Below are 12,208 nucleotides of genomic sequence, written 5' to 3' on the forward strand. Positions count from 1 at the left end.
ACCGACAACGATCTTATAGCGATTTGCGGCCCGTAGGGCACCCGCTTTGCGGCCGTAAACCTGGTGAAATTCCACAGATTCGCGCCTTGGTGCTGCCGGGACCGCCAGCGAACCCCAAGGTCTGCCCATTTTTGGCCTTTTCCGGATGCTTAACGGATTCCCAACACAGTTTGGCCAAGAGTTCGTTCGCATCCGGTGGCCGGCCCCTTGGGGCTCTCTATGAGGTCGGCTTCCTTCAAACAAGGCTTCAGCCGTTACTCTGCAATGCGCATCACGCCCATCAGCCTGCTGTTGATGTCCTGCGTCGCCGCGGCCCCCGCGCGCGCGGATTTGCACATCACGCGCGACCACGGCGGTTACGTCGAGGAATACAAGGCCAAGTACAAGCGCATCCGCGACAAGGGCGAGCGGGTCATCATCGACGGCATCTGCAATTCGGCCTGCACCCTGGTCCTGGGCATCGTGCCCATGAACAAGATCTGCGTGACGCCACGCGCCAGCCTCGGCTTTCACCAGGCCTATTACGACAAGGCATTCACCTTCGGCATCAAGGTGACCAGCGCCGCGGGCACGTCCGACCTGATGTCCTATTACCCGGACACGGTGAAGGACTGGATCCAGCGCAATGGCGGGCTCACCCCCGAGATGAAGAAGATCAAGAACGGCGTCGATCTCTGGAAGATCGTCGACCCCTGTCCCGACGAGTGGTGAGCGGCCCGCGCCGGCTGACGTCGTCCTCGGCGCAGCCTGCACGTCCCTCGCGCAGCGCAGCAAGGGATCCGCCCAAATTTGCATTGCCGCGCTTCCCATGGTCGGGCAATGAGAGCGGCAATGAATTATAATCAAGAAAATTGGGCCGCACGCGCGGCGCCGGTCCTCTTCGTCGTGCTGTGGAGTACCGGGTTCATCGCCACCAAATCCGTCGTCAACAACGCCGACCCCTTGACCTACCTCGCCATCCGCATGGCGATCGTGGTCGGGTTGATGGCGATCATCGTGGCAATTGCACGTCCCAAATGGCCGGACGGGACCGGCATTGCCCACAGCGCGGTCGCGGGCATTCTCGTTCACGGTTTCTATCTCGGCGGCACTGCGATTGCGATCGCGCATTCGATTCCCGCCGGCCTTTCCGCGCTTATCCCGGGCCTCCAGCCGATCCTGACCTCGACCATCGCCAATCGCTGGCTCGGCGAGCGGGTGACGCCGCTGCAATGGGGCGGGCTCTTGTTCGGTCTCGGTGGCGTGGTGCTGATCCTGCACAATCGTCCGATGACCGGAGAGGCAGGCCTTGGATGGCTTGCCTCGGTCGTCTCGCTGATCAGCATCACGCTCGGCACGCTCTACCAGCGCCGCTACTGCAACCACATCGACTGGCGCGCCGGCAATCTCGTGCAATATGTCGCAGTGACACTGTTCTTTGCGGCGGGGGCCTTCGCCTTCGAAGACCGCGTGGTGCACTGGACGCGGGAATTCGTGCTGGGGCTGGCCTGGCTCGCGGTGGTGCTGTCGATCGGGTCAATCGGCCTGTTGTACTGGCTGATCCGGCGTTCGGCCGCGACCGCGGTTGCGAGCCTGTTTTACCTGGTGCCCGCGGTCACGGCGCTGATGGCCTATCTGCTGTTCGGCGAACGGCTCGATGAGGTGGCCGTTGCCGGCATGGCGATCTGTGCGGCGGCGGTATTCGTGGTCAACAGGCGTTTCTAGCCGCGCGGACGGGCCTCGACGCGGCGGGCGAGAACAGTACGCAGAGCCGCCGGGCGCTGGGCACCCGGAGGCCTGATCTTGGATCCGCGATCAGCGCTTGGCTTTCTTCTTTTTCTTGGAGGCCTTCTTCGCGGCCTTCTTGGGAGCCTTCTTGGGAGCCTTCTTGGCGGCTTTCTTCTTGGAAGCCTTCTTGGAAGCTTTCTTGGCCTTCTTCGCCGTCTTCTTCGCCGCTACTTTCTTTGCGACCTTCTTGGCGGCTTTCCGGCTCTTCTTCGGCTTTGCAGCCTCTTTCGGCGGCTCGGCGACGGGCATCGCTTCGATCGCCGGCTCAATGACGGGTGCGTCGTCTTTCATATCGTCCCCCAAGGTTTGAACGGAGCGATGACGATAACGGGATTCGACAACCTGTCAAAGCGACGCTCAACCTTTGCGGATCTTCGCGTAAGCTGCGAGGGCGCGCTCGCGCCCCTTGGCATGATCGACAAATGGACGCGGATAGCCGGAGCCGAGCTCGACGCCTGCGCTCGCAAGCTCGATCGGTGTCGCCTTCCAGGGGTGATGGATCAGCTTCGCCGGCAGATGCTTCAGTTCGGGCACCCAGCGCCGCACATAGGTGCCATCAGGATCGAACTTCTCGCCCTGGAGCACCGGATTGAAGATACGGAAATAGGGCGCGGCGTCGGCGCCGCAGCCGGCGACCCATTGCCAGTTGGCGGGGTTGCTGCCGGCGTCGGCATCGACCAGCGTGTCCCAGAACCACCCTTCGCCTTGTCGCCAGTCGATCAGGAGATGCTTGACCAGGAAGGAGGCCACGACCATCCGCACCCGGTTGTGCATCACGCCGCTGTGCCAGAGCTCGCGCAGGCCGGCATCGACTATGGGATAGCCGGTCCGGCCGCGCTGCCAGGCGGCGAGCGCCTTCGCGTCGTGCTTCCACGGGAAGGCGTCGAAGCCGGGTTGCAGGTTCTCCGTTGCGAGGTCGGGATGGTCGAACAGGAGGTGACGGCAGAATTCGCGCCAGCCGAGCTCGCCGAGGAATTTCTCGACACCGCTCGCAAGGGCGGGGTCCTCGGCGGCGGCAAACCGTGCGGTGTGCCAGAGCTGGCGCGGGCTGATCTCGCCGAAGCGCAGATGCGGTGACAGCCGCGAGGTGCCCGGCAGGTCGGGCCGGTTGCGCTCGCTGGCATAGCCGCGCGCGGCGGTCTTGAGGAAATCGCGCAGCCGGCCGTGGGCCTGGGTCTCGCCGGGCTGCCAGCTCTCGCGCAGGCCGCCGGCCCAATCGGGCCGTGTCGGTTCGAGCTCGCAGCTTTCGAGGGCATCGCCCGCAAGCGCTGGACCTGCCCGCAGCGCTTTCGGCGCCGGCAGCGGTTTGGGCGGATCGCCCAGCGCCAGCACGCGCCGCCAGAATGGCGTGAACACGCGCAAGCCGCGGCCCTCCTTGTTGCGGATCGTGCTTGGCGAGGCCAGGAGGTCACCGGGGAAGCTTTGTGCGTCGACGCCGAGCTTTGCGAGGCTCTCCTTGAGTTTCGTCTCAAGCGCTTGATGCGGCGCCTGCGCGATCTCGTTCCAGTAGACTGCGACCGCTTCGTTTTCGCGTGCCACCTCGGGGATGACCGTGACCGCCGGTCCCCTGCGCAGCGTGACCGCGCCGCCGATCGCGGCGAGGCCTGCGGCAAGCGACCGCAGCGACTGCGCCAGCCACCAGCGCGCCGCGGCACCGAGCGGCCGTCCCACGGTGTCGTCGAGGACATAGAGGCAGATTACCGGCGCGCCAGTCCGCGTGACGGCGTGGAGGGCCGGGTGGTCGGAGAGTCGCAGGTCATCGCGGAACCAGACGATGATCGGCCGCGGGCTTGGCATGGTCGGGAAAGATCCTCGTTCACCTTTTGGAAGGCATGTCGCCGGCTGCAGTTGCGAACGGCCGTTAATGCGATCGTAAGCCGGTCCCTCAAATATACGGCCGTTTTTTGGGGGAGTTTCATGTCCAATCCTTTGACTGGGAAGGTCCTGCCGCAGTTCCGGTTCAAGCTCGGCACCAAGGCGGTGCTGTGCGCGGTGCTCCTGATTGCGGTGAATACGGCACTCGTGGTCGGTGCGGGCTACTGGTCTCTCACGTCCGAGTTCAACGATCGCGCGCTGCGCGACATCGAGGTCAATCTGCGCACGCTGGCGCTCGCCTTCGCCGAGATCGTTCCCGACGCCAGGATCACGATGAGGGACGGCATGGTCGTCCGCGCCGAGATCCCCAAGATGCCCGACTTCAAGGACCATGCGATCGTCGATCGCGCCGTGTCCTATGTCGGCGGCAACGCCACGCTGTTCGTGTTCGACGACGCCAGTGGGCAGTTCGTCCGCCGCTCGACCAATGTGAAGAAGGAGAACGGCGACCGCGCCGTCGGCACCCAGCTCGCCGCCGATCACCCCGGCCAGGTCCCCTTGCGCAAGGGCGAGGCCTATAAGGGGCAGGCCACGCTGTTCGGCAAGTCCTTCATGACCGCTTATTTCCCGGTCTCGGATGCGGCCGGCAAGGTCGTCGGCATTCTCTACGTCGGCATCCCGATGGCGCACTTCGAAAGCATGATGGCGGAGGCGATCCGCAACATGGCGATTGCCGCCGGCATCGCAGCGCTGCTGGTGCTCGCTCTGACCATGCTGGTCGTGCGCCGCGTGACCAGGCCGCTGAGCTCGGTGACGAGCTCGCTGACGGCGCTGGCCAATGGCCAGAACGACATCACCATCGATTGTGAGGACCGGGCGGACGAGATCGGTGAGATCGCGCGCACGGTCGCGGTGTTCAAGAGCAATTCGCTGGAGCGGGCGCGCCTGCGCAGCGAGCAGGCTGCGACTACGGCTGCGGCCGCCGAGCAGCGCAAGTCCGAGCTGCGCAACTTCGTCGACGAGTTCCGTGGCAGCGTTGGCGGCATCCTCAACAACGTGCTGGACTCTTCGAGCGAGTTCGAGCGCGTTGCCCGGCAACTGACCGATACCGCCCGTTCGACCGCCGACCTGTCGGCACAGTCCGCAGGCGCCTCCGAGACCGCCTCCGAGCACGTGAAGTCGGCGGCTGCGGCTTCAGACGAGCTTTCCAAATCGATCACCGAGATCACCCGCAGGGTGCAGGAGTCGAACGAGATTTCAGCCGAGGCGGTACGGCAGGCGGAGGCCACCGACCACCGCATCGCGCAGCTTTCGGAAGCGGGCGCCCGCATCGGCGACGTCGTCAAGCTGATCACCTCGATCGCCGAGCAGACCAATCTGCTGGCGCTCAACGCCACCATCGAGGCCGCGCGCGCAGGCGATGCGGGACGCGGCTTTGCGGTCGTGGCGCAGGAGGTCAAGACGCTCGCGGGCCAGACCGCCAAGGCGACCGACGAGATCTCCAGTCAGATCGCCAGCATGCAGCTCGCGACCGAAGAGTCGGTCGCCGCCATCAAGGCAATCGGCCAGACCATCGAGCGTATCAGCGGCATCGCTACGTCGATCTCTGCGGCGGTTGAGCAGCAGAGAAGCGCCACCCACAACATCGCCGGCAGCGTTCGGGCTGCGGCAAGCGGCACGGCGGATGTCGCCGCCAATGTCCGGCATGCGGCCAAGGGAGCGAACGAGACCGGCGAGACCTCGAGCCGGATGTTCGGCTCGGCCCAGGCGTTGTCAGGCGAGAGCCTCAATCTGAAGGCAGAGGTCGAGAAATTCCTCGACCGCGTGCGCGCAGCCTGATCGGAGCGGCGGGCTGAAACACTCAGGCCCGCCCTCGTGACCGCGGTCTGCTGGTGGCGAACCGTACGACCGGGTAGGGCCGTTATTTCGGCTGCGGCACGATCCGGATGTAGGGCTTCGGCTCCTTCCAGCCCTGCGGATAGATCGTCTTGGCCTCGTCGTTGGAGACCGAGCCGGCAATGATGACGTCTTCACCGTGCTTCCAGTCAGCCGGCGTCGCGACGCGATGCTTGGCCGTGAGCTGGAGCGAGTCGATCGCGCGAAGGATTTCCTGGAAGTTGCGTCCCGTGGTCATCGGATAGACCAGCACCAGCTTGATCTTTTTGTCCGGGCCGATGACAAAGACGTTGCGGACGGTCTGGTTGTCGGCCGGCGTCCGGGTGAGGGGATCGCCCGAGGTCGAGGCCGGCAGCATCTCGTAGAGTTTCGAGACGTTGAAGTCGGTGTCGCCGATCAGCGGATAGTTCGGGGCGGCACCTTGCGTTTCCTTGATGTCCTCGGCCCATTTGGAATGCCGGTCGACCGGATCGACCGACAGGCCCACCAGCTTGACGCCGCGCTTGTCGAACTCGGGCTTCAGCTTGGCGAGGGCGCCGAGCTCGGTGGTGCAGACCGGGGTAAAATCCTTGGGATGCGAGAACAGAAGGGCCCAGCTGTCGCCGATCCAGTCGTGGAATTTAATTTTCCCTTCGGTGGTTTCGGCTTCGAAGTCGGGGGCGGTGGCGCCGATCGGAAGTGGCATGGTTCTACCTCATCTCATTGAAGTTGCTGATGAATTCGTTCTAGAGGCTTTCAGTGGAATATAAGACGGGGAAGGTCCGAAGTGAACCCGTTCAAGTAAAATGTGAAATCATTCTCTCAACACGCCGATCTTCTAGCACCTTCTTGCCGCACGCGCTGCTGCGGCGAAATATCCCCACCGGCGGGAAAGGGCTGGATTGCCGCGATATTGCCTTTTATGACCCGCACCACGCCGCCCGACATTGGATAGAACCGAAACGGTCCCGACAGCGACCAATCGGCAACCATGTAGAAAAGTCGCGATCACCCTATCGAATCGTTAACCACTCGTTCAGGCCCTGCATGGAAATGCTGGTCGATCAGAAGAAGTCTGGAAGTGAACTATGTCTGCCGCTGCCAAGTCCCTTGAGTCCAAGTCCCTTGATTCGCCGTCCCTCGAACCGTCCTGCCGCGATACCGCGGCCCATGCACTCAGCATCGTGCGCGACGGCGTGATCACAGGCGAAGGGCCCACCACCAAGGGCCGGGTGCATTTCTCCCGCTCGCTCGATGCCGATGACGCCGCCTGGTGCGCGCGCATCCTGACGGCCGTCGCCGTCAACGACCAGCCCGTCAGCCGCGCCGAAGCCGAGGCGCTGTTCGAGATCAACGAGGCCGCGACCGAGCGCACCGATGCCGGCCGGTTCGACGACCTCCTGGCGAAGGCCGTCGCGCATCATGCCGCGAGCGCCTCCGGACTGCCGGTGCCGCCGCGCAGCGTCGCGCTGTCACCCGAGACCGACATCGAGAGCTGGGCGCCGGCCTATGCCTCGAAGGTCAAGACCGAGATGTTGGAGTGGATCGCGGGCCAGATGCGCGGCAAGCGCCAGGGCAACCGTCGCCTGATGGCGATGGTGGCAACCTTCCTGGGAGCCACCGCGCTGCCGCTGGCGGGCCAATTGCCGAACGTGTTCGACATTGGCATGTGACCTGGGCGTCAAATTTCGCGCACGTCTTCACGATGCGCCAACGAACGACGGGGGTTATTTCCCCGCCGTTTTTTGTTTGCCGCTCTCAGGCTCGAGTCCAAGCGTGCGACCCGGGAAGCCGGCCGCGTCGAAATAGCGCTGACTCTCGACGCGCTGGAAGTTGAGCACCGTGCGCAGGCCGTTCTCCGCCGGCTTCGACTTGACGTCGCCGACATAGCCCTTCGGCACGATGCCGTTCGGCAAGGCTTCCGACATCACGCGGCCGACCAGGCCGCCGTTCTGTGAGGTGCGCAGCCCCAGGATCTTGGCCGCCGTCACTCCGACGTCAGCATTGCTGACCGGCAACTGGTCGACATAGCCCGCCTTGAAGTCAGGACCGATCGCCGCCATGAAGTTCATCGTGTCGCCGCGGCTGAAGCTGCCATGCATGCCCTGGCCCTGGCGCAGCACGGTATCGGCGACCTGGACCGAGCAGTTGGTCGGCGCCTCGCCGCAGTCGCTGGCATAGGAACGGAAGTTGACGACGATCGCCGGCGTCGGGGTCGCCGCCTTGCCGCGGAGGTTGATGAACGACAGCGGCAGCGTGCCGGGGAAACGGCCGAGGGAGTCGTCGACGAACAGGCCGGAAACGTAGTCCTGCGCGAGCAGCGCCTTGATGGTCTTGGCCGCCAGCTTCTTGTCCTTGTTGGGGAGGTAGACCAGGTCCGATCCGCCGTTGGTCGCGACGACGAGATCGGGCTTGGCCGGATCCTTGCCGAGCACGCCGTTGCCGGCCTTCGGATGCGCGTTGCCGGTGACGGCGGCGTTCTTGTCATTCGGATCGAACAGCGGCAGGTCCAGCGCCTTGGCGAGGTCGAGCGCCAGGAAGCCCATCGGCAGGAAATCCTTCGGGGTGTCGTCATAGCTGACCTTGGCCGAGGGGCTGGTCTTGCTTTCCTTGGAGATGGTGGAGAAGCCGTGATCGGCCTGGATCATGATGTTGGTCGAGGCCGCCAGCCCAAGCTCGTCAAGCGCCTTGCGGAGCTGGGCGAGGTTGTTGTCGGCGTTCTTGATGCTCGCCATCGTGCTCGGACCATTGATGCCGGGCATGATCTGATTGAGGCTGTCGCCCTGGTTATGCTGGGTGCCGTCCGGGTCGCGCGACCAGAACACCAGCACGAACGGCTTGTTGCGCGCCTTGAACATCGGCAGCACGACCTTGCTGGCGACGTCGGCGAAATAGGCCTGCTGCGCGACGTTGGCGACAGTCGTGCCCGGAGTCTTGGCGTCGCCCGCCTTGGCATTGTCGCCGCGTGAGGGGGCGGCGAGCGGGAGGCCCGCCTTGGTCAGGGCGTCCTTCATCTCGTCCGACAGCGCCACGCCGGCCTTTCCGCCAGTGGAATCGTCGATCACGATCGAATGCTGGCCCGGCTTCTCCGGATGATCGGTGTGGTCCCACTGATAGGTCGGACCGACCTTGCCGATGGCCGCGGTGCTCAGGCCCTTCTCGCGGGCCATCTTCAAAATGGTCTCTTCGTTGAGATAGTTGCCCTTGAAATGCTCGTCGATGTCGCCGAGCACGGCGTCGTTCTCGATGAAGGGGACCACGGTGTCGCCGGCAGGGACGGAGGTGTAGCCGGTCCAGATCGTGTTGGAGAACACGCCAGTGTCGCCGAGATAGTGCCCGGTCGACATCGCCGAGCCGTTCGCCATGGTGAAGGTCGGGAACAGCGAATGCGAATTCTTGAAATTGACGCCCTTGTCGCGGACCGCGGCCATCGCCGGCGCGGTCTCGGGGGTGACCTTCAGCGCGCGCAGGCCGTCCGGGATGAACAGGATCAGGTTACGGGGCGTGTTGTTCTGCGCAGACGCAAGTCCGGTGGACAGCACGGTCAGTCCGGCGGACAGCAACACGATTGAGCGGCGCATCGAAATCTCTCCCAGCGGTGAGGCAGCTTGCGACCGATCGCGGCCGCCGCCTTCGTTTAGTTTTGCTGTGTGACGGTTTTGTTACAAGAGTCGTGTTTGTGCAAAGGATGATGGGGAAGGGACGTTCGGTGTCGTCCGCTGCTTTCGCCAAGCCGGTGTTGGGAAGAGTCACTCGTGCTGTCTCAATGTCGTCATTGCGAGGAGCTCTTGCGACGAAGCAATCCAGAATCCCAACGGGGTGACAGTCTGGATTGCTTCGCGGCGCTTGCAACGACGGAGGCGAGGCGAAGATACGATAATTCCGAATTTCGTCAATCGATATGCGCGGCGCGAATTGACTCGCCTCTGCCGTGATTTTGCCCGTCGGGCAGCGCTAGCGATCCTGAATGGGCCAACTGGTCGGCGCAGCACCCAACTACTGCGATAGCATGCTGCCGCGGTTCCTTCCGGATAGCCCGGTTTCGTTTTCGTTGGATAGTCCCGCGAGTTCCGCCAGCCGTCGCGCAGATATCCCCAGTTTGCACCGTGTCACCTCTCCGACATACTAGAGTTTGTATTGACATTCGCGAAAAAAATCCAAGCGAGAGTCGCAAATCGAACGGACGGCCTTGCCTACGTCAGGCATAGTTGTCGTGCGGGGCTGAATGAGAAGCTCATCAAATAGCTGATCGGTATGGAAACGGGAGAAAGTCTCGTTTCCGTGGACTCTCGCGGTGCAATTCATGCGCGCGAGAAATGATTTCGCTTGAGTAGAGGGTAGGCGCTGTGAGTGAAAGTGAAACGAAAGCCGAAGTGAAAGCAGCAAATGGTTCAAATGGTTTCGGACTGTCCGCGTTCGGACTTCCGAACCTGTTCGAGCAGCTTGTCGAGCAGCGAGCCGCTCGCACGCAGGAGGGTTGCGAGAAAATCAAGACAGTCTCGCAGGAGGTGACCGAAGCGCTTCGCGAGACCTATTCGAGCAGCGCCAGGACTGCGACCGACTACGGGCTCAAGGTCATCGAAATTTCGAATGCGAACGCCAGCTCCGCAATCGATTTCTTTGCGCGTATCGCGAGCAGCAAGTCGATGAGCGACGTCTTCACAACGTCGGCGGCGGAAGCGCGCAGGGCCTTTGAGGCTGCCGCGGCCCAGAACACGCAGTTGTGGGAGCTTGCGCAGAGGCTTGCAACGCAATCGGGCGAGCCAATCAGGCAGCACGTCGCCAAAGCTTTCCAAAAGGCCGGTTGAACGTCGGCGGTTCGGAGAGGAGGGCAATCCGGCCGGTTGGAAGAAGCCCCGCCACTTGCATGGCCCCACTCCATGCTCGATCAGACGATGGCAAGGTGCGCGATGCCCCCCAACTCAACGCACCGACACAAGAGGCGCAATCCAACCGGCTGGTTCCTGCTCCAACAATAATCAGATCGATTCCGAGGAGGAGGAAGAGATGGGTATGCTCATGGTCAAATGCCCGCAAACCGGACGCGCGATTCCGACCGGAATCGCGACGGATCGCGAGCGCTTTCGATGCAGCGCGGTGTTTTTCGGACGCACGCGCTGTCCGATCTGCTCCGTCGATCACGCCTGGTTCGCACAGGAAGCTTGGGTTGACGAGCCGACCCTCCGTGTGCGGCGTCGCGGCACGGGTCTTTAGGCCTGATCATCCCACGCTGTCATCGATGATGTAATAGGGGGCCTACCATGGCGAACAGGAACGTTTCCGGTGAAGTGTCCACATTGCTGCTGCAAGCAAAGGATTTCCTTGTCGAGGCGCGACGGCTGAAGCCGGGCCCCGCGCGCAATGAATTGCGAGAGGTGGCCAAGGTCCTGCACGAGCTCGGCAAGCTGGAGACGCAATCCAGATTTGCGCCTCATGAGGCAGACACAAGATAGCCGACGCCGGGAAATAGCGCGGACAACGCTCAAACGGCCTTGTCCCGGTCATCCCTTGCGTTGGCCGGCATGGCCCAGGCGCGAGGCCGGGCCGCGTTCGTCGAGAAGATCTGTTCAATCTGGCGACGCATGCTGACGTGGCATTCGCATGCGGCTGTGGCGAGCCTCGGCCGATCAACCTCGATCTTGCCCCGTCGATCAGATCGGATCGCTCCGGACTCGCGCAGATTGCGCATCAGGAGCGTGACCGTGGTTCGGCGCACTCCGAGCATCTGCGACAACGACTCCTGAGTGAGCGGAAGGACGTCGCTATCGGTGCAGTCGCGCAGTTGAAGCAGCCAGCGGGCCATCCGGGCTCCGACTGGATGCAGCGCATTGCAGGCCACGCCAAGTTGGAACTGCGTCAGTAACGAGGTGATGTGAACCTGGACCGCCTGCCTTATCGCGGGGCTCCGGTTGAACGCAGCATGAAATCGCGCGGCCGGAATCCGCGAGGCGGTTCCAGCCACACGAACGCTGGCGGTTATCACCGAAGGTGTCGGTCCGAACACGGAGAGTATGCCGATTGCGCCTTCGCGCCCGACTGACGCGGTTGCAACCGCCTGTCCGTTTGCCATTTCGATCATGAGCGAGATCGCGCCGCTATGAGGGAAAAAGACATGGTCGACCCGCTCGCCTGCTCGCGAGAGGACTACATCTTGATTGAGCGCGACGTTGTCGAGCTCGGGCGCGAGCAGAGCGAAGTCGGCTTGCGGCAATATTCCTAGAAGGCGGTTGCCCATTCCGCTGGGGATGGTCACGGCAAGTGACTCCCCGTGAGCCGTCCACCACGCGTCCGAACGGTGTCGAACGGCGGCGGCTCTAGCACATGTTCGTATCGGCTCTCTCGACGGACGTTGGCTTCCAATTCACATATAATCGCCTTCATCCAAATGCCTTCATCGCAACAAAACCAAAGGCTCAAATGTGCTTCGAGTCTGATTTTCTGCTCGGAGCACTTTCGCAAATAGCGCGTAAATACGTTGAAGCAGATAAGTCGCCAGAAACAAATTGCAAAACGCGAATGGGTATCACCGTAGGGTGTGCGCGGAGTTCCCGCATGTTGCCGAAATGACGGGCATCATCTGAAATTCGGGCAATACGAAGCGTTGTTCCCGTGAGGGTGCCTCGGGCAGGTGCAAGGGAACCCTGAGGCCTTTCAAAACTTGCGCGACCAATGATTGGCCCGCGCGTGCGAGCGGTCATGGTCAGAAACGCTGACAGGCCGGGAAGGAAAGCCGCAGCTGTTAATCCTGTGC

12 protein-coding genes are annotated in these 12,208 nt (G+C 63.0%); 7 read left to right on the forward strand and 5 right to left on the reverse strand.

The genetic code is table 11. The features are described 5' to 3' along the window. Window positions 1-264: 264 nt before the first annotated feature. Entirely contained in the window at window positions 265-711 is a 447-nt protein-coding gene (locus SO156_RS22720; protein WP_498536286.1) for a hypothetical protein, read from the forward strand. 120 nt (window positions 712-831) lie between these two features. Continuing rightward, on the forward strand, window positions 832-1,704 hold the full coding sequence (locus SO156_RS22725) for a DMT family transporter (protein ID WP_498536287.1): 873 nt from the start codon (window positions 832-834) through the stop codon (window positions 1,702-1,704). Window positions 1,705-1,794: 90 nt separating this feature from the next. On the opposite strand, the gene SO156_RS22730 is transcribed toward SO156_RS22725, so the two are convergent. After that, on the reverse strand, window positions 1,795-2,058 hold the full coding sequence (locus tag SO156_RS22730) for a hypothetical protein (protein WP_498536288.1): 264 nt from the start codon (window positions 2,056-2,058) through the stop codon (window positions 1,795-1,797). Between the two features lie 66 nt (window positions 2,059-2,124). Beyond that, entirely contained in the window at window positions 2,125-3,564 is a 1,440-nt protein-coding gene (locus SO156_RS22735) for a cryptochrome/photolyase family protein (RefSeq protein WP_498536289.1), read from the reverse strand. Window positions 3,565-3,684: 120 nt separating this feature from the next. Here SO156_RS22735 and SO156_RS22740 point away from each other — a divergent pair, with 120 nt between their 5' ends. Next, window positions 3,685-5,421 carry a methyl-accepting chemotaxis protein gene (locus tag SO156_RS22740; protein ID WP_498536290.1) on the forward strand — a complete coding sequence of 579 codons (1,737 nt, stop codon included), beginning with the start codon at window positions 3,685-3,687 and terminating at the stop codon, window positions 5,419-5,421. A gap of 82 nt (window positions 5,422-5,503) precedes the next feature. On the opposite strand, the gene SO156_RS22745 is transcribed toward SO156_RS22740, so the two are convergent. Further along, window positions 5,504-6,163 (reverse strand): peroxiredoxin, encoded by a 660-nt coding sequence (locus SO156_RS22745; protein ID WP_458148666.1) that lies wholly within the window; start codon window positions 6,161-6,163, stop codon window positions 5,504-5,506. 382 nt (window positions 6,164-6,545) lie between these two features. On the opposite strand from SO156_RS22745, the gene SO156_RS22750 reads away from it, so the two are divergent. Further along, entirely contained in the window at window positions 6,546-7,130 is a 585-nt protein-coding gene (locus tag SO156_RS22750; RefSeq protein WP_458148665.1) for a hypothetical protein, read from the forward strand. Window positions 7,131-7,184: 54 nt separating this feature from the next. Here the strand turns inward: SO156_RS22750 and SO156_RS22755 are convergent, their stop codons facing one another. Further along, complete coding sequence (locus SO156_RS22755) at window positions 7,185-9,038, reverse strand: alkaline phosphatase family protein (protein ID WP_498536291.1); 1,854 nt, start codon at window positions 9,036-9,038, stop codon at window positions 7,185-7,187. 792 nt (window positions 9,039-9,830) lie between these two features. Here SO156_RS22755 and SO156_RS22760 point away from each other — a divergent pair. From SO156_RS22760 to SO156_RS22770, 3 genes are all read left to right on the forward strand, one after another. Next, on the forward strand, window positions 9,831-10,265 hold the full coding sequence (locus tag SO156_RS22760; RefSeq protein ID WP_498536292.1) for a phasin family protein: 435 nt from the start codon (window positions 9,831-9,833) through the stop codon (window positions 10,263-10,265). A 199-nt stretch (window positions 10,266-10,464) separates the two neighbouring features. After that, window positions 10,465-10,671: a hypothetical protein gene (locus tag SO156_RS22765; RefSeq protein WP_458148662.1), complete on the forward strand. Its 207-nt coding sequence runs from the start codon at window positions 10,465-10,467 to the stop codon at window positions 10,669-10,671. A 47-nt stretch (window positions 10,672-10,718) separates the two neighbouring features. Continuing rightward, a complete protein-coding gene (locus SO156_RS22770) occupies window positions 10,719-10,910 on the forward strand; it encodes a hypothetical protein (protein WP_458148661.1) in 192 nt (63 codons plus the stop codon). A 29-nt stretch (window positions 10,911-10,939) separates the two neighbouring features. Here SO156_RS22770 and SO156_RS22775 read toward each other — a convergent pair whose 3' ends face one another. Further along, window positions 10,940-11,668, reverse strand: coding sequence for a Crp/Fnr family transcriptional regulator (locus tag SO156_RS22775; protein ID WP_458148660.1), 729 nt, complete (start codon window positions 11,666-11,668; stop codon window positions 10,940-10,942). Window positions 11,669-12,208: the final 540 nt, after the last annotated feature.

Source organism: Bradyrhizobium sp. UFLA05-125 (assembly GCF_059803515.1).